This window comes from Candidatus Binatia bacterium, assembly GCA_026415395.1.
In the GTDB taxonomy this organism is placed as follows: domain Bacteria; phylum Desulfobacterota; class Binatia; order HRBIN30; family HRBIN30; genus HRBIN30.
On the sequence record JAOAHD010000017.1, the window covers coordinates 114881 to 138065 of the forward strand.

Below are 23185 nucleotides of genomic sequence, written 5' to 3' on the forward strand. Positions count from 1 at the left end.
AGGTTGGCCTTCCTCTTCCAATCAGTCCACTAAATGCTCGCCAACTTTGCCGCCTCGGAGTCCAGGTGCTGTTTGCGCAGCACTTGTTGGTATTCAACAGGGAACACCTTGACGAATTTGGCGACATAGTCCTTCCAGCCCGACAAAACCCTCCAGGCTACCGCACTATGCGTATAGGCATAATGCCGCCGGACAAGGTCGTGCACCACCTCCATATCTTCTTCATCCAGCGGCACAATGTCGACCATTCCCATGTTACAACGGCTCGCGAACTTGCCGTCGAGGTCCAAAACGTAAGCGAGTCCGCCGCTCATTCCCGCGGCGAAGTTGCGTCCGGTCGGGCCCAAAATCACAACGGTGCCACGGGTCATATACTCGCAACCATGGTCGCCAACCCCCTCCACCACCGCGGTCACACCACTGTTGCGCACGCAGAAGCGCTCACCTGCCATGCCGCGCAAGAAAACCTCGCCTCCCGTCGCTCCATAAAGAGAAACGTTGCCAACGATGATATTTTCCTCGGCAACAAAACTTGCTTCTCGCGGGGGGTACGCCACAATGCGGCCACCAGAGAGGCCTTTGCCGAAGTAGTCATTGGCGTCTCCCTCCAGTTCCACGGACACCCCATTGGCCAGGAAGGCACAGAAACTCTGCCCAGCCGAACCCGTAAACTTGATGCGGATCGTATCCGGAGGCAGCCCCTTTTCCCCGTAACGGCGCGAGATTTCTGCGGACAGCATGGTGCACACAGTACGGTTGACGTTGCGTATCGGCATGCTGATCTCCACAGGTTCGCCACGCTCGAGTGCTGGCATCGCCAAGCGGATGAGCTCGTTGTCCAAAGCTTTGTCCAAGCCATGATCCTGTTCCGCCACACAGCGGATTGGCACCGTTGGCGGGACATCCGGCTTGTGCAGAATCTGGCTCAAATCCACGCCCTTTGCTTTCCAGTGGTCGATCGCTTCCGCCGTATCCAACATGTCGACTCGACCCACCATCTCGTCCACAGTGCGGAAGCCCAGCTCAGCCATGATTTCGCGCAGCTCTTCGGCCACGAACATCATGAAATTCACCACATGTTCGGGCTTGCCTTGAAATTTCTTCCGCAACACAGGATCCTGAGTTGCGATTCCCACCGGGCAGGTGTTGAGGTGGCACACCCGCATCATCACACATCCAGAGGCCACCAGGGCGGCTGTCGCAAAGCCAAACTCCTCCGCTCCGAGCAGTGCCGCGATCGCGACGTCACGCCCGGTCTTGAGTTGTCCGTCGGTCTCGACACGGATGCGGCCACGGAGGTCATTCAACACCAGCACTTGCTGCGTTTCTGCCAAGCCAAGCTCCCATGGCAGTCCGGCGTGTTTGATGGATGTCAGTGGTGAAGCACCGGTACCCCCGGAGTCGCCACTAATAAGCACAACATCTGCCTTTCCCTTCGACACTCCGGCGGCGATGGTTCCCACGCCCACCTCGGCGACAAGCTTCACACTAATGCGGGCGCGGTTGTTGGCATTTTTAAGGTCGTGGATGAGCTGCGCGAGGTCCTCAATCGAGTAAATATCGTGGTGCGGTGGGGGTGAGATCAAACCCACACCAGGGGTCGAATAACGGATGCTCGCAATGTACTGGTCCACCTTGTGCCCAGGGAGCTGACCACCCTCGCCGGGCTTGGCTCCCTGTGCCATTTTGATTTGGATCTCGTCAGCGTTGACCAAGTAATGGCTAGTCACCCCAAAGCGTCCCGAAGCGACCTGCTTGATGGCGCTTCGGCGCGAGTCGCCATTAGGATCCGGGATATAGCGAACCGGATCTTCCCCTCCCTCTCCCGTATTCGACTTTCCGCCAATGCGATTCATGGCGATCGCTAAGGTTTCGTGTGCCTCGCGGCTGATTGAGCCTAGAGACATTGCGCCAGTTTTAAACCGCTTGACGATCTCGGTCGCAGGCTCCACCTCGCTGAGAGGAATTGGGTTGCCCGGCTTAAAGCGCAGCAAGCCCCGAATGGTGCAAAGCTGCCTGCTCTGTTCATTCACCAAGCGCGAGTACTCCTTAAACAGGCGATAATTCCCGGTTCGACATGCATGCTGCAACTTGGCGATCGTGTCGGGGTTGTACATGTGGTACTCGCCGCGGCGACGCCACTGGTACTGTCCCCCTGGGTCTAACTCGCCGTCGAGGTTCGGGGGTACGTGGTAAGCGTCGTGGTGACGCATCGCGCATTCTTGCGCAATTACATCCAAACCCACACCCTCGATTCTCGAGGCGGTCCACGTAAAGTAGCGGTCGATCACCTCACGATTGAGGCCAATGGCCTCGAAAATCTGTGCGCCGCGATAACTCTGCACGGTGGAAATGCCCATTTTGGTCATCACCTTGAGCACCCCTTTGTTGGCGGCCTTCAGGTAATGCTCCACCGCGGTATCCTCGTCGACGCCTTTGATCCGGCCATCGCGCACCATGTCGATGATGGTTTCGATGGCCAGGTACGGGTTGACCGCCCCGGCCCCGTAACCGATCAAGCAACAAAAGTGATGTACTTCACGGGGCTCTCCTGATTCCACAACGATTCCGCATCGCGTGCGTGTGCCCTCGCGAATCAGGTGATGATGGACAGCAGCGGTCGCGAGCAAGCTCGGGATTGGAGCCCAGGTTTCGTCGTGCCCCCGATCGGACAGGATTAGGATGCTGTACCCTTGAGCAATGGCCTCGGAAGCTTGCGCGCACAACTCGTCCAAAGCCCGTTGCAAGCCAGCGCCGCCGTCCGCGACTCGGAAGAGTGTCGACAGCACCTTCGAGCGAATTCGCCCAGCAGCGATCCGCCGAATCTTTTCCAGGTCCACGTTACTGATCACCGGATTTTCCAGCTCCAATTGGTGGCAGTGCAGCGGCGTTTCCTCGAACAGGTTCTGTTCAGATCCAATCGTCGCCTTGAGCGACATCACAATTTCTTCGCGAATTGGATCGATGGGAGGATTCGTGACCTGGGCAAACAACTGCTTGAAATAGTTGAAGAGAAGTTGCGGGCGATCGGACAGTACCGCCAGCGGGGTGTCCGTACCCATCGAACCGACCGCCTCTTGAGCGTTGATGGCCATCGGTGCCATCAGCATCTTGAGATCTTCCAGCGTGTAGCCATGCACCTTTTGGCGGGTGAGCAAAGTTTCCGGATCGTAAACGGGCAGTAACTCACGCGGTTCCGGCAAATCATCCAGCCTCACGAGATTTTCGTTGAGCCACTGCCGGTATGGGCGTCGGCTCGCGATGCTTTCCTTCACTTCATCGTCGCCGACAATGCGCCCCTGCTCCGTATCCACGAGAAATAGGCGGCCAGGCTGCAAGCGATCCTTGTGCAACACGTTCTCTGGTGGAATGTCGAGGACGCCTACTTCTGAAGCCATGACGACGAATCCGTCGCGCGTGACCACGTAGCGCGAGGGACGGAGTCCGTTGCGATCCAGCACCGCGCCAATCAGGCGCCCATCTGTAAAGGCAATCGAGGCGGGGCCGTCCCATGGCTCCATAAGGCAGGCATGGTACTCGTAAAAAGCCCGCTTCGTTTCGCTCATGCTTTCGTGCTTCTGCCACGCCTCAGGGATCATCATCATGATGGCGTGGGGAAGCGAACGCCCGGTCCGAACCAGCAGCTCCAATGCATTGTCGAACTTTGCCGAGTCGCTCCCAGCCTCTTCTATAATTGGTCGCAACTTTTCGATATCATCGCCAAACAACGGCGAAGAAAACATCTTTTCTCGGGCACGCATCCAGTTCTCATTGCCGCGCAAGGTATTGATTTCCCCGTTGTGAGCGAGCAGGCGATATGGGTGGGCGCGTTCCCACGACGGAAAAGTGTTCGTGCTAAAACGCTGGTGCACCAGCGCTAGCGCTGACTTCACCCGGGGGTCGCGTAAGTCCGCATAAAACGCCGGAATTTGCTGCGGCAAGAGCAACCCCTTGTAGACGATCGTCCGACTGGAGAGGCTCGGCACATAAAACGACTCGGAATCACGCAGCCCCGCCTCCCGCACTGCTCGCTCGACACTCTTTCGCACTACGTAGAGCTTGCGCTCCAGAGCTTCTGGGTCCCGAATCTCGGCACTCTTACCAACAAAGATTTGCCGGATCTCTGGCATTGACTGTTGCGCAAGCGGACCGCAGTGCTCGGGATGCACGGGCACGCGCCGCCACCCTAACAACCTCAACCCATTCTCCCGTACTGCCTTCTCGAACAGCCCCAAACACACGTTCCGTTCGGCAGGGTCGCGTGGAAGGAACACCATTCCCACCCCATATTCCCCTGGATCAGGAAGCGAGATCCGAAGGTCACGACACACTTCACGGAAAAACTCGTCGGGAATCTGCAGCAGCATTCCTGCACCGTCCCCGGTCAGCGGGTCGCAACCACAGGCTCCACGGTGGGTAAGGTTCTCCAACACCTTGAGGCCCTTGAGAATGATGTCGTGGGACTTCTCGCCCTTGATATTGACGACAAAGCCCACCCCACAGGAGTCGTGTTCAAAGTAAGGGTCGTACAAACCTTCTCTCTTGGGCCTACGCAACATTGACATCAACTCAACCCTCCGATCGTCTTTGGCTCTTTGCCCTCAGATTCCACACGAGCCTTCCGACTCATTCTCCGATTGGCTGGTGCGGAAGACGCAGGAAGCGCGACCTGGGTTCTCTCCACATTCGTCGAGAGAACGACCATCGTTTCCGTCCGCTCCACCCCCTCAATCGAACGTACAGCTCGAATGAGATTCTCAAGCGTAGAAGTATTCTGCGTCTTGACCTTCAGCAGGAAGGTGTGTTGCCCGGTGACATGGTGGCATTCTAAAACTTCGGGCAACCGGCCAATCTCCTCCTCGAACGGCCCAATGCGCCGAGGGTGCCCCACTGAAACACCGATGAACGCGGTCACATCATTTCCGACCCGCCGGGCATCAATCACTGCGCGGTAGCCCAAGATCACCCCGTGGTCTTCGAGCTTCTTAATCCGCTCCATCACCGACGGAGCCGAAAGTCCCACCTGCTCCCCGATCTTCGCAAACGGCACCTTGCAGTTATCCTGCAAGATATTGAGGATTTCCACGTCGGTCGTATCCAATTCCAGCTCAGCGGCACCTAATTTCATAAGGACTCTTCCAAGCGAGGCCTAACAAAAAGCAAGCATGCGGCGCTCTGTCAAGCCTCAGTTAGGAAAATCCCCTGCCGTGCCTATGCCAAACGGCGCCAGCCGCGCGTCAAAAGTCCCCGTTTAACGCGACCTTCGTGGGGGGCTTACACAGGTCAGCGACCCGTCCAGCGGGGAGCGCGCTTTTCACGGAATGCCTGGACCCCTTCGCGGGCGTCCTCACTCATAAAAACGCGCGCGGAAAGCTCGAGCTCGAGGTTCAAGGCGCTCTTGAGATCGAGAAACGTACTGCGCTTTGCGGACTCCTTAACAGCCCGTATTGCGAGCGGACCATTAAGGCAAATGGTCTCCGCCCACTCATGGGCCTTTGCCAATACCTCGCTTCTCGGCACTACGGCGTTGACCAAACCCATCTCCAGCGCGCGGTGCGCCGGGACCCGATCGGCCAACAGCAAAAGTTCCATGGCGTGACACCACGACAGTTGCCGTACACTGTGTACGGTCGACCCTCCACCCGGGAACAACCCCCGACGCGGCTCGGCCAACTGTAGCCATGCATCTTCTGCCATGACACGGAGGTCAGTGTTCCAAAGCATCTCAAGGCCGCCGGCCGCGCACACCCCATTGATCGCCGCGATCACGGGCTTGTAAAGGACGAATTCCTCGCCATTCGGTAATGTGGCTCCGTCGCGGAGAACTGCGATCAAACTATGCGCCATGGTGTAGCGAGAACCCTCTACCTGCTCGCTCGCTCCACCCGTCGCCAGCCGCTCAACATTGTCGGTGACCATCGGAATGAACTTCTTCAAGTCAGCACCGACGCAGTAAACGTCCCCCACTCCAGTCAAAATGGCGACAAACGCGTCGTCATCGTCGCGGTACCGTATCCAACACTCCGCAAGCTGACCAAAATGCTCCAGATCTAGCGCATTCCGCGCCTCTGGACGGTCAATCGTGATGGTGACCACGTGTCTCGATTTTTCGTAATGGATCGGCATACGTGCCAAAGGCCACCAGGTCGCGTTCTTGTCAAGGGTTCGGTGCGCTTCATGTCTCGTACGCTCTATCCGGCGAGAGGCGGAAACAAGCTCAAGTTCTGACCGTCACGCAAGCGGGTTTGGAGCTCTGCCTGCTGGCCATCGACCACAGCAATCTTGGCGTGGTTCTCCGGGATCCCCAACTGGGCAATCACGTCCGCCACCGACGCACCCGGAGCGAGGTCCACGGCAACGGTGTCGTCAACCGCCCCGGGAGGAAGGTACTTTCTCAATGAAGCGTGAAGCCTAACATTCACGCGCATACCACCTCACCCCGTCTACCGCGCAGCAACTGCGGGCTTCACCGCTGGGGCGTGCGAAGGGGTCCGCAAACCACAGAACTCCTCATAATCGATCAGCTCCGTGATCGTAGGCTCGTCTCCGCACACCGGGCACTTTGGATCTCGCCGCAGCTTATGGATGCGAACCTCCATGCTCAGGGTGTCGAAGTACACCATTCTTCCAATCAGGGGGCGCCCGACGCCAAGGATGAGTTTGATTGTTTCCAAAGCTTGCACACATCCAACCAGTCCAGGCAGCACACCCAGGACCCCAGCTTCAGCGCAACTCGGCGCCGCGCCAGGTGGAGGAGGCTCCGGGAACAGGCAGCGGTAGCACGGCCCTTTCTTGGGGTAGAACACCGATGCCTGGCCCTCAAACTGGAAAATGCTGCCATGAACGTTGGGCTTTCCGAGCATCACGCAAGCGTCGTTCACCAGGTAACGGGTAGGGAAGTTATCGCATCCGTCTACGATGACGTCGTAGTCGGCGAACAAGCGCAGAACGTTTTCTGAAGTGAGGCGCTCTTGGTAACCAATCACCTTCACGTCGGGATTTAATGCTTGCAAAGTCATACGCGCTGACTCCACCTTCGGCATCCCGATTCGGTCATTGGTGTGGAGAATCTGCCTCTGTAGATTGCTCAGATCGACGACGTCGTGGTCCACGATGCCAAGCGTCCCCACTCCCGCGGCTGCAAGGTAAAAGGCCGTTGGGGAACCGAGCCCACCAGCTCCGATTAATAGCACCTTGGCGTCCAACAACTTGGCTTGCCCCTCTTCACCAACCTCCGGCAACAAGAAATGTCGGCTGTAACGAGTGAGCTGCTCAGGCGTAAACTGCCGGTCTTGCTTCCATGGAAAACCCTTGTTTTTCCAGGCCGTAAACCCGCCCGCCATGGAAACCACGCATTCGTATCCCATTTCTCGGAGCTGTTTGGCAGCAAGCAACGACCGGGTCCCCCCCGCACAATACGCAATAATCGGTCTCGACTTGTCAGGGACTACCTGCTCCACCCTCAGTTCCAAGAATCCCCGGGGGAGCGACACCGCTCCAGGCAAATGTCCTTCTCGATATTCCTCTTTCTCCCGAACATCCAGGAGGAGCCAAGTTCCGTTCTCGAGTTCCCGACGGACCTTGTCGACATCCCATTCAGGAACCAGTCGTCTGGCCTCCTCCAGTAACTCCTGAAAGCTTTTTGCCATCTCAGACTCCTTTGGCGTCACGGAGACACCGGCACCAGCAAGCCTACACAAAGACACCGTTTGTTCAACTGCGAACGAGAGACATTCCACCATCGTCCAAACTGCTACTTGTTGAACGGCGATCCAGGCCCATCGATTTTCCATCTGCTCGAAAGCACCATGAACCTTCTGGCACACGCAATCTTGACTTTGAATCTTATGGCCAGTAAGCGCTGCGCTTATTAAGGGCCCATTAGGTTCAAGACGAACGAAGCGGGAAGGAGGGGTTGATTATGGATGCAGTAATGGCCGTGTTAGAGTCGCTGTTCCGGTGGCTCCATGTGTTATTCGGGATTCTGTGGATTGGCCACTTGTATTTTCTCAACTTCGTCAACGCTTCATTCGAAGCAACGCTCGATGCCGACGCTAAGAAGAAGGTCATCCCAGAGTTGAGGCCGCGGGTGCTCTTTTGGTTCCGCTGGGGCGCTGCTTTCACCTGGATCACCGGCGTCCTTCTACTTCTGTTGGTTTATTACCATGGCGGGGCGCTGTTCGACCATGGTTCCAATTGGTCGTTCGGGGCGGTGCTGATGATCGTCCTGGTCTTCGCTGCACCCTTCATTTACGACGCTCTGGTGAAGTCCGTAATGAAAGAGCTGCAAACGGCCTTCGTCGCTGGACTGATTTTATCCGCGATCCTGGTCACTCTCTTCGAGTACGTTGGTGGCTTTGGCATTCGTGGCTACGCAATCCACCTGGGTGCAACGTTCGGTACCATCATGGCCTTCAATGTTTGGTTTCGAATCTGGCCAGCACAGCAGCAAATTATTCAAGCAATCAAGCAAGGCCAGCCTGCGGATCCGACGCTAGTAGCCCTTGCCGGCCAGCGTTCGCGCCACAACACGTACATGTCCGTCCCTCTACTGATGCTCATGGTGAGCCAGCATGCGACGACGTGGATCGGGTTCGCCAACCCGATTGCCATCACCCTCGTCGTCTTCGCCGGATGGATGCTCGTATACCACCTGTACGACCGGGCTGCGCAGTTAAAGGGGTTTTAAACGTTGGCAGGGAAGCCGCTCAGGCATCGCCAAAAGAAAATTCGAGGGAGAGCTCGCTGCGAGGTTTGATCTCTACCTCTTGCCGCTTCGTTCCAAGCTTTTCATGCCATACAGCGATCGTGTAGTTACCTGGAGGTAGCGGCCCCAGTTTGGCGTCTTCGTCCCGCCGGGTTACCGCGCCATAAGGATGTGGAAGTACGGCGATGTACGCTGCCATCCACGGGTGTACGTCACAACCGACTGGTACGGCCACTTCCGGCTGTTCGAACTTGACAACCCGGGCTGTGCCTGCCCTGCTCAACATGAAGTTCGTTCCTCGACCGAGACGCGGTTTCGTATGGACATTGTGAGGTTCGGGGTCACTGTTGCGAAATTCCACCGGTTGACCCACTTGCGCGATGACTACACGAGGCTCGTAAAGGCACCCCTTCTGATCAATCACAACCGGTGTAGTTGGAGCGGGGAACCGCGGCGGCAACGGGCCATTCTCGACCCAAACCACAGCGTTGACGATCCGACCCTCTTCCCCAACCACAAGCGACTGATCGTAGACCGGCCCGTCGTGTAGCTTGACGCACTGAGGCGCACTTCGCATGGTCAGCGCTCTTGGCTCGGGCACCGACCCCGTAAAACGAACGCGCACGGTGACGTACCCAGCCGTCGCAGGGTCGACCGTTGGAACCGCAACTGGTTCTTTGGATGAGCCAGAGTCGGGCCTTTGGCACGCCGCAAATACGGCAACCCATGCTACAAACAAAGGTGCGACCCAGAACTTACACCTCGACACGACTACGATATCTGGTGGGGGGAATTTTGTCACGACGTTCACCACCTCACGCTGGCGCTGACCCCGATCGCTCACGGCAATGAGGGCAGAGACCGATCCAAGTGACCAGCCTGTCGGATACGACGTAGCCCATGGCTTCGAGGTTCGGTGCCTCAATCCCCGACATCAGCGGCACGTCAACAACCTCTCCGCAACGCTGGCACACGAAGTGATCGTGAGCATCCGTTCTTGCATCGAATCGCTGGACCCCGTCGGGCGCTCGGATGACCAGCAGCCGCCTCTCGCGCACAAGCTTCTGAAGATTGCGGTACACCGTACCCATGCTGATTTTCGGCAGCCGCTTGCGTGCACGTCGGAAGACCGTTTCCGCAGTCGGATGCCCCTTTCCCAGGGCCACCGCCTCCCAAACCACTCGGAGCTGCTCAGTGTTTCTCGGCTTCAAGGCAGAATTCACTGCAAGTCTTCCGCGAGAGACTCCCGCACCATTACGGGGAGGTCGGCAGTTGCCGTGTAGTTCGGGTGAGACACAACCAAACGAGCGGGCACATCAATCTGCCGTAGTAATCCTGCGGCATCGCTCGGGCATGCAAAGCGCACATACTGGACAGCACTCAGTTTGTCTTCCTTCGAGCGACCTGGTTCGAAGATTCCCTGGAGTCTCAAATGCCCCAGCTCCAGAGTCACGCATTCATCGATCCCCCGGAAGCGCAACAACTCCTCGCGGATATTGGCCAAGTCGGTAATCTCGAGAAACATCGTCGCGCTGAGCTCACCCGCTCGAGGGATGAGCTCGTTGTACACAGCGATTTCTTCCCGCACCCGGTCAAGGTCGACAATATGCTCGGCACGGAGCATCTCCTGAATTTGGAACCACACGGTGTCGTGGTTCTCGAACACGAACGTCACGCGATCCCCAACGGAAACTCGGCGCCTTTTTTTAAGCTCGATGATACGCCGGCGAACGTCGGCGCGAATCTCTTCGTATCGTTGAAGCCCGACAATCTCATCCAAAGTCACAGGCGAAACCGGCATGACGGCCTTTCGTTATTCACACTCCCAAAAACGACCCGGCCGGTGCACACGATGTGCGCACCGGCCAGCGTCAACGGTTGCATTTCTTTATCTACGAACCACTTACGACGCCGCCTTGAGGGACTCTAAACCCTTCTGGAAGCGCCCAGCGTGAGATTTCTCCGCCCGCGCCAACGTCTCGAACCACTCCGCGATTTCTTCGAATCCCTCTTCACGAGCAGTCTTCGCAAACCCAGGATACATTTGCGTGTACTCGTATGTTTCTCCCTCGATTGCCGATTTGAGGTTCTTCTCCGTGTCGCCAATCGGCACATTCGTCACTGGGTCCCCCACTTCCTTGAGGAAGTCCAAGTGACCGAATGCATGCCCCGTCTCTGCCTCGGAAGTGTCGCGGAACAACCCGCCAATGTCCGGGTATCCCTCAATGTCGGCTCGCCGCGCGAAGTACAGGTAACGGCGGTTTGCCTGAGACTCACCAGCGAACGCTGTCTTCAAGTTCTCATGCGTTTTCGTTCCAGCCAAGCTCTTACCCATCGCATCTCCCTCCTTATCGAGAACAATTCTCATTTAAGCTTGTATGGCACCCACGTTTCCCTGTCAATGCCCTCGCCCTGGCTAAACCTGCAGCGAGCGTATGCTGTGCCGTTCTTGGAGCTCTTTCGCCCAGCGCTGCACGTTGGCGAGGGAGGAGTCGATTTCTATACCCAGCTTCGGAAGCAATAGGAGCCCGGGCGCGAAAGCGACGTCAGCCAACGAGAACTCACCAGCAACGAATCGGTGTCGGCCCAGCGTGGCGTCCAACCGCCGCAGAAGTTGCACAACTTCTGTCTGCAGCCGGCGAACCTTCTCCGCATCACGTTCTCCATCGGCGCGTCGCAGTTCGGTTTGCAAGAGTTCAATCCGCGGCGTAAACAGCATGTCCGCCAAGTCTTCCGACATGCGCACAAGCGCGCGGCCGTAAGAATCCTCGGGCATGAGCGGCGGGTTGGGGTACTCCTCGTCCAGATACTCGTTGATAATTGTGGAATCGTAGATCTTCGCTTCGTCGTCCACCAAAACGGGCACCTTACCCAGTGGGTTCAGCTTCAAAAACTCGGCCGAGCGCTGCTCGTTTTTTCGGAGGTCCACAAGCTTGGTTTCGAATTCCAAGTCTTTCTCAACCAAAACAATCCGCACCTTTTGTGCATAAGGACATTCAGGGAAGTCATAAAGCACGATCATGCTTGAGTCCTCTCCAGAGCGTGAGTTGACTCCCGTTTTTCGCAAAAAGCGCCGCCACTGTCCACAACACCCGCGCTGATTTCTGGCCCTGCTGCTACACGTGCCGCCAAGCGTGATACGAACTTCGCACGAGCGGCCCCGATTCCACGTAACGAAACCCTAAGGCCAAGGCCTCTGAGCGAAGCTCGGCGAATTCTTCCGGTGGGACGTAACGAACAACCGGCAAATGAGTCGAACTGGGCTGCAGATACTGGCCCAGGGTGAGCACGTCACAACCCACAGCCGCCAAGTCGCGTAAAACAGCGAGGACCTCATGTCGCTCCTCCCCCAAGCCAAGCATAAGGCCAGTCTTCGTTCTAACCTCGCGATGCTCTTTCGCCTTCTCCAACAGTGCCAACGACCGGTCGTAATATGCACCGGGCCGGACCTTTCGGTATAACCGCGGCACGGTTTCGATGTTGTGATTGAGCACGTCGACTGGAGCGTCCAACAGGCGTTTCAAAGCAGTCCAATTGCCCTGAAAGTCGGGAATCAACACTTCCACCGTGCACGTCGGACGTGCTGCTTTAATCGCGTGGACAGTGCGGGCAAAGTGCTCGGCTCCGCCATCAGGCAGGTCATCCCGGTTGACGGAGGTCACGACCACGTGCTGCAATCCGAGAGCCGATACAGCTTCAGCTATGCGCCTCGGTTCATCTTCATCCAGCGCTTTGGGCCTTCCGTGCTGCACTGCACAGAAGCGGCAGTTCCTGGTGCAGACGTCACCCAATAACATGAACGTGGCCGTACCATGGGACCAGCATTCGCCAATATTGGGGCAGTGAGCTTCCTCACAAACGGTGTGGAGCCGTAGCGACTTTACAATACGTCTCGTGGTGAAAAACTCCTCCCCCGATGGCGCACGAACTTTAAGCCACGGAGGATGCCGCCGTCTGACTTCCACCTCGGTCCCTCCAACCGCGAAACTCCGACCAGCCTCGCACAAAGCAATCACAAAAACGGACTGCTACCTCCTCAAGACCAAGCGTCTCACCGCTCGCATCCTCCAAGCTTGTAAACGCGAGGCCGGGCGTCCGGCATGGCACGATGGCCTGAAACGGATGCACGCACTGCCGCTTTACATTCAGAGCCAGGCCATGAAAGGCCACCCAGCGGCGGAGTCCGATTCCCAAAGACGCCACCTTCCCTCCCTTTGCCCAAACGCCAACCTTCTCTTCGTCTACCCGAGCCTCAATCCGGTACGTAGCACAGACTTCCGAAACGACCCTCAACAAAAACTGGACATAGGCACGAACATCCGGCACTGGAAGGCGCACAATCGGATAGGCAACCAACTGCCCAGGCCCATGATAGGTCACGCCTCCGCCCCGACCCACGCGAAACACTGGGATTCCAAGGCGGCGATCAGCTCCACGCAAGTCAGCCTCTCGGGCGCCGCGCCCTAAAGTGAACACCGGCTCGTGTTCAAGCACCAAGAGGGAGTCAGCTCCGCCCGCGTGGAGTTTGTGGTCTACGAGTTTCTCCTGAAGGCACAGCGCTTCTTCGTAAGGAACCCGCCCCAGGAAGCGCACCGCAAGTTCAACCTGCACCCCTGCCGTGGGAGCCCGTGCTGGCGCCTGCGCCCCCTCCATGCAGGGTGGTTGGTCATGGTAGCGTGCGCTCGCCCTTTCGCGGACCGTACCCTGCATGCCGAAAATATCCCTGTCCTTACCGTAAATGGGCCTGCAAGAATTCAATCGCACGTCGCCACGCATCGCGAGCTGCTTCCGGCCTAAAGGCCTCGGGACGAGTATCATTGAAAAAGGCATGGCCCGCCCCTCGATAGATCTTCAGCGCGTATTCCTTGCCATACTGCTTGAGAATCGCCTCAAGTCGCTTCACATCCTCGCGCGGGATCAGCGGGTCTTCTTCTCCATACAGCCCAAGAAAGGGACAACTTAGTTGGTCCGCCACCTCTAGAGGGTCAGGCACCTTGTTGGCTGTTTTCTCTCGCCAGCGCAGCATTCCATAGAAACTCACGCAAGCCGAAAAATTCTTCTGCAGGCAGGCAGCCAAGAATGCGTACTGCCCGCCAAGGCAAAATCCGAGCACTCCGATTGAATTGCTCTTAACCTCGATCCGGCTCCGCAAAAACTTTGCCGCCGCCTCGATATCTCCGAGCACTCGCCGGTCGTCGAGGCTTTGAATCCAGCCCTGAACCTCTTCAGGCGTGCGGAGCTTCGGAGCGCCTTCTCGGCTGTAAAGATCTACCACAAAGGCAAAAAACCCTTCCCGAGCAAAGCGTCGCGCAATATCACGGTAGTGTTCGAAAAGCCCGTGGACATCATGGATCACCACCACCGCAGGCATGCGGTCATGCTTTGGCGGCCACGCCCCGTAGCCACGCAGCGTCTCGCCTTCTCTAACGAAAGTTAGCTCTTCTGTCTTCAACGGGACCTCGGCCATCTTCCCTCCTTACCTCCTCCGACCTGAGAAATTGATCGCGCTACGGCGGCCAAGCAAAGAAATCCGCCACATCCGACCGCGGTTTCCCTAAGACGATCTCTCGCACAACACTGGCGGTCAAAGGTGCAAGGGCAAGTCCCGACCGATAGTGGCCCACCGCGACCGAGAGCCCAGGAGCCCCGGGGACTCGACTCACGATTGGTCGCCCCAAAAGGCTCGCGGGACGAATCCCGCAAGACACAGTCTGCACGATCGATTGCCCTAACCATGGTAGCCTGCTCACAGATCTTTTCCTTAGCTCAGAAAGCACAGCAGAGACGATTACGGCGTTTCCCTCCCCTCGTTCGGCCGACGCACCGATGTTCACTTCAACTGCCGAGCGGGGAACAACCTGAAGGCTTCGCAACGCCACAGCGAACTTTGGAGCCCGGTCCACGCGAGCACACATCCCCACCCCTCGCACCGGATATAATGGTAGGCAAACACCCGCCCTTTGAGCCAAATCCATCGAGTAGATTCCTGCCGCGATGATGATTTCCTTCGCCGATAGGGTGGTCGCAGCTGACCTCACTTCCCATGCGAGTCCACGTCGGACCACTTCCCTGACCGCTTCGCTAAGCACGACGGTACCCTTTCGGGAGCTCGCGACCCGAAGCGCACAAACGAGCCGATCAGCCAACACTGTGCCCTCGCTTTTAAATTGCGCCGCTCCCATCCTGGCAACCGGTTCGACAAGGGGCTCCATCTCTGCCACAGCTCCCGGCGGCAACCACGCAGCCGTGTCGCCACTTTCGCTTGCGCGATCAACCGCGGCGCGCAAGTTTTCAGCCTCCTTAGGGCTTTCCGGCAGACGCAAGACGCTACCGGCGCGGTAGCCAATTTGCACGCTCGCCTCCCGTTCCAGGGCTTTGGCCCACCGCGTCCATAGTCGCAGGCTCATCTCAATCGCGCGCGTTTGCAGGCTCGCTCTAGTCCGGCTTCGACCAGCTACGAGTAGCCCGGTTGCTGCCCGCGTCGCTTGCCCGACAGTGCAAGGGTCATCAAACAACACCACGGACAATCCAACCGAAGCCAACTCATACGCGATGGCACTACCAATGACACCGCCCCCTAGGATCGCCACCTCGCAAGCCATCACAATCCATTAGGCGAACACGGCTTCTCTGCGCAGCGCCTCGATTTCAACAACTTCCTTTGGCACCGAGGCTGTAAGCACTTCGCGTCCTTCGGGCGTCACCAGCACGTCATCCTCGATCCGGATTCCAATTCCACGGAATTCAGCTGGCACGTCAGCGCAATCTTCCCCTATGTACAAACCAGGCTCCACCGTCAGTACGAATCCAGGCTCCAGCTTGCGGAATTCGTCGTTGCATTTGTACATTCCAACATCGTGCACATCCATGCCCAGCCAATGGCTCGTACGATGCATGAAGAATCGCCGATACCGCTCCTGCGCGATGTTCTCCTCGACACTCCCTGTGAGGAGATGTAACTGCACGAGCCCATCCACAAGCACTTCAACGGCCCGTCGATGTGGCTCATCGTAACGGGCTCCTGGGCGCACAACCTCGATGGCAGCCTTTTGCGCCGCAAGCACGACTTCGTATAGGTCTCGCTGTGGGGGCGAAAACCTCCGGCCGATTGGGAAGGTTCGGGTAATATCCGAGCAATAAAACGCGTACTCGGCCCCTGCATCGATCAGCAACAATTGTCCCTCCAAACAAGGGCAGTCGTTGTGTGTGTAATGCAGCACAGTGGCGTTCGCCCCGGCTGCAACGATCGAAGGGTAGGCAGGGCCGCTTGCGCCCAAACTCCGGAAGGTACTGTCCAGCAACGCCTCAACCTCAAACTCGTACATGCCGGGGCGCACCTCACGAAGCGCCCGACAATGGCCCTCTGCAGCAATCTGCGCCGCCACGCGCATCCGCTCCACTTCCACCGGCTCTTTTCGAAGCCGCATCTCGTGTAAGATGACAGCGGGGTCACGCAAACTCACCGGACCGCGACCCGAACGTGGGCGCAACTCCTGCCACTGTCGCATCCAGCCGACGACTCGGCGGTTCCACTCAGGGTCTCGACCAAACCGGAAAAATAACTCCTCACGCTGGCTGACGAGCTCACCGACCACTTCATCAATCTGCTGAATCGGGTATGCCCGCCGCGCACCGTACTCGCGCACGGCACCTTCAACTCCCGCGTGCCCACCGACCCAGACTTGGCGTTCGGAGTCGTACGGACGCACAAAGAGCACGTAATCTTGTTCCGGGTGCCCCGGTAGCAGGAGACACGCACTCTCCGGCTCAGGGAAGCCAGTCAAGTAGAGCAAATCGTTGTCCGGCCTATACGGATACTCGACGTCATGAGAGCGCAGAGCAACCGGCGCGGCAACGAACAGCGCGGCCGCGTTGGCGCCGATTTGCTCCATAAATCGGCGGCGGCGGTCAGCATAGACTTCTGTTGGGAAAGGCCTCACCACACTCACCTCACGCCTCGGCAGCAATCCAGCGTCTGGCGCTCCGTGCTTCATACTCGTGCACGTTCAATCAATGTCCGCACCAAGTCGACGGGGATTGGCACGATCACGGTGTTGTTTCGCTCAGTGCCCACCTGCGCGAGCGCTTGCAGCAGCCGTAATTGAATCGCCACGGGTTGCTTCTCCATGATGCTGGCTGCCTCCGTAAGCCGCAAGGCTGCCTGGTACTCGCCCTCCGCGTTGATCACTTTCGCACGCCGTAACCGCTCGGCTTCCGCCTGCCGCGCAATGGATCGCTGCATTTCCGCGGGGAGATCGATGTGTTTCACTTCGACCGCAACAACCTTCACTCCCCAAGGTTCCGTGTGCGTGTCAATAATTTCTTGAAGCCGCGCGTTGAAGCGTTCGCGCTCCGCCAGCAGCTCATCTAGGTACGCTTGGCCGCAGACACTGCGGAGCGTCGTTTGCGCGATTTGAGAGGCGGCGTACAAGTAGTTCTGGACCTCAACCGCCGCGCGATTTGCGTCGACAACGCGAAAATACAACACAGCATTCACCTTCACCGATACGTTATCGCGCGTGATCACATCTTGAGAGGGCACATCCAAGGTTACCGTACGCAAGTCGATTCGGTACATCTGTTCGATCAATGGAATCACGTAAATGATTCCTGGACCGCGCGATGGCGTGATCCGGCCCAGCCGAAAGACAACTGCCCGCTCATACTCGCGGATCACTTTGACCCCGGAAACCAGCAAAGCCAAAGCAATCACCACGACCGTCGCAAATGGACCGAATTCCATCTCCACCTCCGTGAACGATGTTCTCACCCTATCACAGAGATTTCACAGCTCCCACATCCAAGTATGCGTTGTGCCAAGTTCACAAATCCACTACGTAAGCAGTTGTTGGAAGGCCTGCGTTGTTCCCGCGCCTCACGCAAAAAAGGCTCTTAAACTCGATTGCCTACACAGCGCTTGTGGCGGTTGTTGCCACCTTGGGGTACTTCACCCTGACCATACTCAAATCGCCCCCAACCGAGGAACCACTGCCCCCTGACCTTGCCGCGGTCATCGAGTTCGAGGGATTTAGCGCTCGGTTAGAAAGCACGACTCAGCAGCGAACGCTACGGGTAAGTATCCGCGTTCGCAACGCAACGGCGCGACCGATCGATGCGCAAGTGTTTTTTGTTGCAAAGGGCGACCGGAGCAATGGAGCATTGCTGAGCGTGTGGCCGACATTAAGCCCGAGTGGGCCGTTTAGCCCGGCTGGTCACATTCGCGGCGGGCCCGTATCGACCGGCACGCAGGTGCGCCTCACCCAGAACTGGCAACGGATCACCGGCGAGGTGCCCATACCAGCGGAGGTTCGCCACATACACACCGTAACGATTTACATTTTCGGACCACGGGGAGAGGTTCTGCTATCTCGTCCTTTCGAATTGCGAACGAAATGAGCCAATAGGCGTGGTCCGCGATCGGTGGGCGCGGTAGCCACTGCGTCAACAAAGCGTAATTCCTCAATCTCTTTCCCGTTCTAAGTCCTCTTGATATCGTTCCCACTCGCCAGGAAGTAACTCGGATCCCTCTTCTACGCCCGGAGTGGGGCGGATGGACAAATAACGGGGTCGCGGTTCACGCTTTGGCCGTTCAACGGCGCCAGGCTCCTCGACATCTTCAGGGAAGGACTCCTCCATCTCGTCCTCCTCAAGCTGTTCAAGAAGCGCGGCAGCACTCTCCCTGGATTCTGCACCTTCTCGCCGAATTCGACGGCCAAATGTATGCATACAGCGCTCGACAAAGGCGGCCGGTGCTCCCACACGCCTCGACAATTCCCCCAGCGCCGGCGCGCGTCCCTTCCGCTGCTCGGTCATTCGCGATGCCTCACGCATTACGCGGATGCAGTCTACCGGCGTCGAGAGCCCTGGTTGCGCAGACATCATGATGGCGAGGAGCATAACTGCCAGCGACAATGCCGACACCGCCAGCCGCTTGCGAATCCACCCTCTCCCTGCATCAGGAGGCTTCGACAAATAATGCGCCCTCGTTTCCAGGCCACACGCGGCTTTCATGTTCCTCTCTGCCTTGCGCTCCGCCTGGCAAAAAGCAAGGCCCACGAGCCTACGCCGTTGTGATGGCTGGATCTGGCCATCAAACGTGCGAATACCGGCTCCGAGCTACGGATCATCCGTTCCATTCTCTTTTTAGCCAGCGCCACCCAAGCCGCCTCCAACTCCCCTTCCAGCCGCCGGATTTCAGTGGTCACAAATCCCGCCTCGCACGCCAACCTCTCGGCCCTCGCGCAAGCCATCGGATCCGAGGGCACGACCCACGCTAAGTAACCGCCGTCCCGAAGCACCCGGAAAGCTTCACGCAAACAGCGATCTGGCTCGCGATGCCGTGGCCACAGCCACCATGCATGCGTAAATACCCCATCTCGAAACGGGAGGGCCACGAGTTTTCCTGCACAAAAGACGGCTTCTCCGAGCGTCTTCGAGTACTTGCCCAATTGTGCTGCGATCGCCGCACGCTCCCTCTCCGGTTCAACACCCAGCACGCGACAACCAAAATGATGTGCAGCCCAGCGGGCTCTACCACCCAAACCGCTCTCGAGCTCTAAGACAAATTCGTACTTGCGGAAAATTCCCTGCGAGGACAGGGCGTGCAACCACGCAATTGGATAGGACATGTCGTGATCTAGCCCGTAAAACGGGCAGCCGCGCGGGGGCGGGAGCTCCCTTCGCAGCTCACGACTCGACGCAAGAATTGCCCTTGCAAGCTCGCTTCCCGCGTAGATCTCGTCGTTCATCGTCCACTACCAATCTCGCCAATAGGCCCCCAACCATTCCCTTGACTCACCCCATGACGCTCGCGATGGTTGGAGGCCCGCAATTTTCGGTTGGCAAACTAAGCCGACCTCGGCGAAGTGGCTATTGGAGGTGAGGAGAGCCATGGCAACGATTTACAAACGGAAAGGGAATTTTCTCGAGGACTTTCGCGTTGGGCACATTTTCCGCCACAAAGTCGGAAAAACGGTTACCGAGGGGCTCTTCAATGCTTTCACAGAGTATGACATGACCACCAACCCTCTGAGCAAGAACCGGCGGTACGCGCAACGTTATGGCTTCCGCGACATGGTCCTGCCGCCCGGGCTCGTCATGGCCGTCGTCTTTAGCCAAAGCGTGGAGGACATTTCGGAAAATGCGCGGGCGAATTTGGAATACATCAACATGCGTTTTGGGGTGCCGGTATACATCGGTGACACGATCGAGGTAGAATCGCTCGTTATTGGCGTGCGGCCCTCGTCCCGGGAGCCAGACCTCGGGGTTGTTCACGTGCAAACAACCGGGCGCAATCAGCATGGGGAAGTCGTCCTCACGTACGAACGGAAAGTGCAAGTTTGGAAGAGTAAGCCAGAGGCTGTTGTGGAAGAAGCCACTCTCGCTGACGTGCCCATTGTACCCTGCGAATTGCGTTTACCGCCGTATGATCCCTCGCGCGGGTACAAGGAACTCGCTCACTTGACCAGCCCGGATACCTATTTCGAGGACTTCGTCCCGGGCGATGTCATCGAGCACTCCCGAGGGCGAGTGATCACGACCGAACACATTGCCTGGACCGCGATGCTCGACAACACGTCCCAGGTGCACTGCAATCAGTTCATGATCGATCAAAACCCGCAGCGCTATCTCGGCGGACAACTCATTGTGTACGGAGGCATTCCCTTCAACCTATGCCTAGGACTGTCCTGCCCCGACATCGCCGACAACGCTCTTTGCGACATCGTGTACAGAACTGGACGTCACACCGCCCCAGTGTTTGCTGGCGATACCGTGTTTGCCTCCACCGAGATCAAGGCAAAGCGCGATTTCCCTGGTAGGCCAGACCTCGGGATTGTGGAAACGATTCTCCGCGGCCACAAGTTTGTGCGCGAGGGCAATGAGTTTAAGCGAGTAGAGATTTTCTATCTTGAACGTGAAATCGGCGTAAAGCGTCGAGCCTACTATTGCTGACCGCTAACGCCGCAGCTCTGCGCTTGACCGCACGACCCGCCCGGCTGCCGTCGCTGTAACGCGCGGCACCCGTCTTGGCCGCAACTTTTTGAGTGCCACCGCGGCTACATGCAAGCCGTGGTTCAGAAGGGCAATCACCACTTCTGTCTTGGTCACACCAAGCTGCTCCGCCACCTCGCTCACAGCTTTGCCAACTTCCGCAGGCACCTTGATGTTCGTGAGCCGCGAATTCCGCCGAGGCCGCTTTTTCAAGTCCGCCAGTCGTAGGTTCGGCTCAATATCCAATCGCCTTCCACTGGCCATGGTCCCCTCCTTGTTGCGTAGCCCGTTTTTGGCCGGAGTGACATGGCCCATACATACACCGATCTGGCAACGCTGCTCAAGAAGCCTGCAGGCTTCTTGCGTCAAGCTGCCGCGAACAAATGTTGATGTAAGGTTTCCAAACCCACCAAGTTGTGAATGTCGCTGGCTAGATTGGGAACGGCAACCAACACAGTTCCAGGGGGAACGGAGCGTTGGAAAGATTCGACGCGCAACAAGTCTCCCCTGCCGAGGGCTTGATAGTCGTCAAAATTTGACGCCAACGCTTCGGCCAATTCTGCACTCGCTCCGAGTTTCTTCAGAACAGCGACCACCTCGCGACGGCTCGGTGATCGGCCCCTAATCAACACTTCTCGGTGTACCCGGTTGACAACGATGCCGCGCAAGTGCACACCTAGGCGGCCGATCTGCGCCAGGAAAAATTCCGCCTCCTGCAGAACTTGCTCCTCAGGCGAGACGACCAAAAGGAAACCAGTCTCTGGCGCGCGCAACAGTTCGTAAACCTGCCGCACCCGCGGCTCGAAGTTCTCGAATAGTCCGGCCATTGCCGTGAAAAACTCGGACACCTCAGCCAATGCAGAGACTCCGGTGGCTTCCTCCAGCCGGCGGAACAAAAATCCAACGGTGCGGTTGAACACCCGCACCGTTGCCCAACTTGCCGAGAAGTAGGGCTTAACAAACCAGCGGATGATGCTGCGATCGAGGAAATCGGCCAGACGCTGCGGAGCTTCGAGAAAATCCAATGCATGACGCGTTGGCGGCGTGTCCACCACGATAAGATCATACCGGCCACTTTCGTGCAGTACCCGCAACTGTTCGATTGCCATGTACTCCTGCGAGCCTGCAAAGCTTTGCGACAGCGTTTGGTAGAAACGATTCCGCAGGATTCTGTCGCGGATTTCTGGGCTCGGCGCGTGCCGCTCAACTAGCCGGTCCCACGCGCCCTTTTGGTCGAGCATTAGCGCCGCAAGCGAGCCTCCCCCGCGTACAAGCACTTCTGCCGGCTCATCCCCCAATCCCTCGATGCCCAAAGCGTCGGCTAGGCGCTTGGCGGGGTCGATCGTCATCACCAACACTCGGCGTCCTGCCTGGGCCGCCCACAGCGCAACGGCTGCTGCAGTGGTGGTCTTCCCTACCCCCCCGGAGCCGGCACAAACTAAGATCCGGTGCTTCTCGATAATCTCAGCCAATCCGGACGCCATGGCCCTGGGCTTTTTCCTCGTGCTTCGAGAGTTGAGCGGAAAGCACTGATAGTAATTGTTCTAAGTGTCGCGAACCAAACTCCTCTGCGAAAACAAACGGCAGCTCCAGGCGCGGCAAATCAATGTGCGCTTGCAAACGCGCAAGATGCTCGTGGTGAATTACGCTCCAGCCCTCCTCTTCGATCGCGCGGTCGAGGACAGCCTCAGCAATCACTCGCTGCTTCTCAGGGAGCTGGCCCGTAGCCGTTCGGAACAGTTGCAGTTGCTGCAACTCGAAACGACGGCAGTGTAACCGGTTGACCACCAAATAGCCGAGCGGCAGTTGAAGCTCGCTGTGAATTCTTTGGTACATTTCGATGCTTTCGTTTACCGGCATTTCCTCAGCGGTCGTCACGATGTGGACCGCGGTACGAGCCGGGTCAGACAGCAACTCCATAAGCCGCGCACTTTCCCTGCCGACCAAGCCGGACGGGAAAACCTCCCGGGCCGCCTGCGGCATCCGCAGGTACTGCAAACTATGCCCCGTAGCGGGCGCATCCATCACCACTAGGTCCCACACACGGTGGCCGGCTTCCGGATCAATGCGCTCGGCCTCGTACCAAATCTTGCCAACTGTCATGAGCTCCTTGAGCCCCGGCGCTGCGGCAACAAAGTACTGGTAGATTCTACTGGAAAATACCACGTCCAACACACGCCGCACGGGTAAAATCAATCGCAGGTACTCGGCGAGCGCAGCGCTGCCTTCTACCGACATGACAGCAAGGTTAGAGCGAACCTCCCGCGCCGTCCCCAAGGGCCCCGGCTCTACTCCTAGGAGCCACGCAGCGCGCCCGGCTCCATCCACCTCAGCCACCAAAACCCGTTTACCCTGTGTGGCGGCCCACAAGGCGAACAGGACACTGACGGTTGTTTTCCCCACACCGCCTTTGCCAACAATCACCCAAAGGCGGCGTTCGAGAATCGGCACGCGGCGATACGGCGTTATCATCGTTCTGCTCGAATT

General features: G+C 57.9%; 24 protein-coding genes. 3 read left to right on the forward strand and 21 right to left on the reverse strand.

Annotated features, from left to right (window positions below; translation table 11 throughout):
• Positions 1 to 29 precede the first annotated feature (29 nt).
• The 5 genes from gltB to moeB all read right to left on the reverse strand — a co-directional run bounded on the left by gltB (position 30) and on the right by moeB (position 7649).
• On the reverse strand, positions 30 to 4565 hold the full coding sequence (gene gltB, locus N3C12_13570; GenBank protein MCX8073456.1) for a glutamate synthase large subunit: 4536 nt from the start codon (positions 4563 to 4565) through the stop codon (positions 30 to 32).
• The gene (locus N3C12_13575) at positions 4565 to 5128 is read right to left on the reverse strand and encodes an Lrp/AsnC family transcriptional regulator (GenBank protein MCX8073457.1); all 564 of its coding nucleotides are present in this window, start codon (positions 5126 to 5128) and stop codon (positions 4565 to 4567) included. The genes gltB and N3C12_13575 overlap by 1 nt, the downstream gene beginning before the upstream one ends.
• Before the next feature lie 155 nt (positions 5129 to 5283).
• On the reverse strand, positions 5284 to 6126 hold the full coding sequence (locus N3C12_13580; GenBank protein ID MCX8073458.1) for an enoyl-CoA hydratase-related protein: 843 nt from the start codon (positions 6124 to 6126) through the stop codon (positions 5284 to 5286).
• A gap of 65 nt (positions 6127 to 6191) precedes the next feature.
• Complete coding sequence (locus N3C12_13585) at positions 6192 to 6422, reverse strand: MoaD/ThiS family protein (GenBank protein MCX8073459.1); 231 nt, start codon at positions 6420 to 6422, stop codon at positions 6192 to 6194.
• 21 nt (positions 6423 to 6443) lie between these two features.
• Positions 6444 to 7649, reverse strand: a complete 1206-nt coding sequence (gene moeB / locus N3C12_13590; GenBank protein MCX8073460.1) for a molybdopterin-synthase adenylyltransferase MoeB — start codon at positions 7647 to 7649, stop codon at positions 6444 to 6446.
• A 272-nt stretch (positions 7650 to 7921) separates the two neighbouring features.
• Between moeB and N3C12_13595 the strand changes: the two genes are divergently transcribed.
• The gene (locus N3C12_13595; protein MCX8073461.1) at positions 7922 to 8689 is read left to right on the forward strand and encodes a urate hydroxylase PuuD; all 768 of its coding nucleotides are present in this window, start codon (positions 7922 to 7924) and stop codon (positions 8687 to 8689) included.
• Positions 8690 to 8708: 19 nt separating this feature from the next.
• On the opposite strand, the gene N3C12_13600 is transcribed toward N3C12_13595, so the two are convergent.
• The 11 genes from N3C12_13600 to N3C12_13650 form a co-directional block, all read right to left on the reverse strand.
• The gene (locus N3C12_13600) at positions 8709 to 9284 is read right to left on the reverse strand and encodes a hypothetical protein (protein ID MCX8073462.1); all 576 of its coding nucleotides are present in this window, start codon (positions 9282 to 9284) and stop codon (positions 8709 to 8711) included.
• A 238-nt stretch (positions 9285 to 9522) separates the two neighbouring features.
• Complete coding sequence (locus N3C12_13605; GenBank protein ID MCX8073463.1) at positions 9523 to 9930, reverse strand: transcriptional repressor; 408 nt, start codon at positions 9928 to 9930, stop codon at positions 9523 to 9525.
• Positions 9927 to 10508, reverse strand: coding sequence for a DUF3501 family protein (locus N3C12_13610; GenBank protein MCX8073464.1), 582 nt, complete (start codon positions 10506 to 10508; stop codon positions 9927 to 9929). Before N3C12_13610 ends, N3C12_13605 begins: the two co-directional genes overlap by 4 nt.
• Positions 10509 to 10610: 102 nt before the next feature.
• A complete protein-coding gene (locus N3C12_13615; GenBank protein MCX8073465.1) occupies positions 10611 to 11042 on the reverse strand; it encodes a rubrerythrin family protein in 432 nt (143 codons plus the stop codon).
• Positions 11043 to 11123: 81 nt separating this feature from the next.
• Positions 11124 to 11729: a glutathione S-transferase family protein gene (locus N3C12_13620; protein MCX8073466.1), complete on the reverse strand. Its 606-nt coding sequence runs from the start codon at positions 11727 to 11729 to the stop codon at positions 11124 to 11126.
• A 94-nt stretch (positions 11730 to 11823) separates the two neighbouring features.
• Positions 11824 to 12672: a lipoyl synthase gene (gene lipA / locus N3C12_13625; protein MCX8073467.1), complete on the reverse strand. Its 849-nt coding sequence runs from the start codon at positions 12670 to 12672 to the stop codon at positions 11824 to 11826.
• Positions 12638 to 13483 (reverse strand): lipoyl(octanoyl) transferase LipB, encoded by an 846-nt coding sequence (gene lipB, locus N3C12_13630; protein MCX8073468.1) that lies wholly within the window; start codon positions 13481 to 13483, stop codon positions 12638 to 12640. Before lipB ends, lipA begins: the two co-directional genes overlap by 35 nt.
• A complete protein-coding gene (locus N3C12_13635; GenBank protein ID MCX8073469.1) occupies positions 13437 to 14174 on the reverse strand; it encodes a dienelactone hydrolase family protein in 738 nt (245 codons plus the stop codon). The genes lipB and N3C12_13635 overlap by 47 nt, the downstream gene beginning before the upstream one ends.
• Before the next feature lie 40 nt (positions 14175 to 14214).
• Positions 14215 to 15309: an FAD-binding oxidoreductase gene (locus tag N3C12_13640; GenBank protein MCX8073470.1), complete on the reverse strand. Its 1095-nt coding sequence runs from the start codon at positions 15307 to 15309 to the stop codon at positions 14215 to 14217.
• Between the two features lie 9 nt (positions 15310 to 15318).
• Positions 15319 to 16701, reverse strand: coding sequence for an aminopeptidase P N-terminal domain-containing protein (locus N3C12_13645; protein MCX8073471.1), 1383 nt, complete (start codon positions 16699 to 16701; stop codon positions 15319 to 15321).
• Positions 16698 to 17450: a slipin family protein gene (locus N3C12_13650; protein ID MCX8073472.1), complete on the reverse strand. Its 753-nt coding sequence runs from the start codon at positions 17448 to 17450 to the stop codon at positions 16698 to 16700. Before N3C12_13650 ends, N3C12_13645 begins: the two co-directional genes overlap by 4 nt.
• 176 nt (positions 17451 to 17626) lie before the next feature.
• On the opposite strand from N3C12_13650, the gene N3C12_13655 reads away from it, so the two are divergent.
• Positions 17627 to 18103 carry a hypothetical protein gene (locus N3C12_13655; protein MCX8073473.1) on the forward strand — a complete coding sequence of 159 codons (477 nt, stop codon included), beginning with the start codon at positions 17627 to 17629 and terminating at the stop codon, positions 18101 to 18103.
• Between the two features lie 63 nt (positions 18104 to 18166).
• On the opposite strand, the gene N3C12_13660 is transcribed toward N3C12_13655, so the two are convergent.
• Together N3C12_13660 and N3C12_13665 are read right to left on the reverse strand one after the other, a co-directional pair.
• Complete coding sequence (locus N3C12_13660; protein MCX8073474.1) at positions 18167 to 18718, reverse strand: hypothetical protein; 552 nt, start codon at positions 18716 to 18718, stop codon at positions 18167 to 18169.
• On the reverse strand, positions 18715 to 19455 hold the full coding sequence (locus N3C12_13665) for a class I SAM-dependent methyltransferase (protein MCX8073475.1): 741 nt from the start codon (positions 19453 to 19455) through the stop codon (positions 18715 to 18717). Before N3C12_13665 ends, N3C12_13660 begins: the two co-directional genes overlap by 4 nt.
• Before the next feature lie 142 nt (positions 19456 to 19597).
• Here N3C12_13665 and N3C12_13670 point away from each other — a divergent pair, with 142 nt between their 5' ends.
• The gene (locus N3C12_13670) at positions 19598 to 20659 is read left to right on the forward strand and encodes a MaoC family dehydratase (protein MCX8073476.1); all 1062 of its coding nucleotides are present in this window, start codon (positions 19598 to 19600) and stop codon (positions 20657 to 20659) included.
• Between the two features lie 3 nt (positions 20660 to 20662).
• On the opposite strand, the gene N3C12_13675 is transcribed toward N3C12_13670, so the two are convergent.
• The 3 genes from N3C12_13675 to N3C12_13685 all read right to left on the reverse strand — a co-directional run bounded on the left by N3C12_13675 (position 20663) and on the right by N3C12_13685 (position 23170).
• Positions 20663 to 20962 carry a hypothetical protein gene (locus N3C12_13675; protein ID MCX8073477.1) on the reverse strand — a complete coding sequence of 100 codons (300 nt, stop codon included), beginning with the start codon at positions 20960 to 20962 and terminating at the stop codon, positions 20663 to 20665.
• Positions 20963 to 21063: 101 nt separating this feature from the next.
• The gene (locus N3C12_13680) at positions 21064 to 22182 is read right to left on the reverse strand and encodes an AAA family ATPase (protein ID MCX8073478.1); all 1119 of its coding nucleotides are present in this window, start codon (positions 22180 to 22182) and stop codon (positions 21064 to 21066) included.
• Positions 22163 to 23170 (reverse strand): ArsA family ATPase, encoded by a 1008-nt coding sequence (locus N3C12_13685; protein ID MCX8073479.1) that lies wholly within the window; start codon positions 23168 to 23170, stop codon positions 22163 to 22165. The genes N3C12_13680 and N3C12_13685 overlap by 20 nt, the downstream gene beginning before the upstream one ends.
• Between the last annotated feature and the right edge of the window lie 15 nt (positions 23171 to 23185).

Excerpts from the sequence above, each read along its gene's own strand:
- gltB (MCX8073456.1), bottom strand. The coding sequence starts at position 4,565 with ATGTCAATGTTGCGTAGGCCCAAGAGAGAAGGTTTGTACGACCCTTAC.
- N3C12_13575 (MCX8073457.1), bottom strand. The coding sequence starts at position 5,128 with ATGAAATTAGGTGCCGCTGAGCTGGAATTGGATACGACCGACGTGGAA.
- N3C12_13580 (MCX8073458.1), bottom strand. The coding sequence starts at position 6,126 with ATGCCGATCCATTACGAAAAATCGAGACACGTGGTCACCATCACGATT.
- moeB (MCX8073460.1), bottom strand. The coding sequence starts at position 7,649 with ATGGCAAAAAGCTTTCAGGAGTTACTGGAGGAGGCCAGACGACTGGTT.
- N3C12_13595 (MCX8073461.1), top strand. The coding sequence starts at position 7,922 with ATGGATGCAGTAATGGCCGTGTTAGAGTCGCTGTTCCGGTGGCTCCAT.
- N3C12_13600 (MCX8073462.1), bottom strand. The coding sequence starts at position 9,284 with ATGCGAAGTGCGCCTCAGTGCGTCAAGCTACACGACGGGCCGGTCTAC.
- N3C12_13610 (MCX8073464.1), bottom strand. The coding sequence starts at position 10,508 with ATGCCGGTTTCGCCTGTGACTTTGGATGAGATTGTCGGGCTTCAACGA.
- N3C12_13615 (MCX8073465.1), bottom strand. The coding sequence starts at position 11,042 with ATGGGTAAGAGCTTGGCTGGAACGAAAACGCATGAGAACTTGAAGACA.
- N3C12_13620 (MCX8073466.1), bottom strand. The coding sequence starts at position 11,729 with ATGATCGTGCTTTATGACTTCCCTGAATGTCCTTATGCACAAAAGGTG.
- lipB (MCX8073468.1), bottom strand. The coding sequence starts at position 13,483 with ATGCGTGGCGACGTGCGATTGAATTCTTGCAGGCCCATTTACGGTAAG.
- N3C12_13635 (MCX8073469.1), bottom strand. The coding sequence starts at position 14,174 with ATGGCCGAGGTCCCGTTGAAGACAGAAGAGCTAACTTTCGTTAGAGAA.
- N3C12_13640 (MCX8073470.1), bottom strand. The coding sequence starts at position 15,309 with ATGGCTTGCGAGGTGGCGATCCTAGGGGGCGGTGTCATTGGTAGTGCC.
- N3C12_13645 (MCX8073471.1), bottom strand. The coding sequence starts at position 16,701 with ATGAAGCACGGAGCGCCAGACGCTGGATTGCTGCCGAGGCGTGAGGTG.
- N3C12_13650 (MCX8073472.1), bottom strand. The coding sequence starts at position 17,450 with ATGGAATTCGGTCCATTTGCGACGGTCGTGGTGATTGCTTTGGCTTTG.
- N3C12_13660 (MCX8073474.1), bottom strand. The coding sequence starts at position 18,718 with ATGAAAGCCGCGTGTGGCCTGGAAACGAGGGCGCATTATTTGTCGAAG.
- N3C12_13665 (MCX8073475.1), bottom strand. The coding sequence starts at position 19,455 with ATGAACGACGAGATCTACGCGGGAAGCGAGCTTGCAAGGGCAATTCTT.
- N3C12_13670 (MCX8073476.1), top strand. The coding sequence starts at position 19,598 with ATGGCAACGATTTACAAACGGAAAGGGAATTTTCTCGAGGACTTTCGC.
- N3C12_13675 (MCX8073477.1), bottom strand. The coding sequence starts at position 20,962 with ATGGCCAGTGGAAGGCGATTGGATATTGAGCCGAACCTACGACTGGCG.
- N3C12_13680 (MCX8073478.1), bottom strand. The coding sequence starts at position 22,182 with ATGGCGTCCGGATTGGCTGAGATTATCGAGAAGCACCGGATCTTAGTT.
- N3C12_13685 (MCX8073479.1), bottom strand. The coding sequence starts at position 23,170 with ATGATAACGCCGTATCGCCGCGTGCCGATTCTCGAACGCCGCCTTTGG.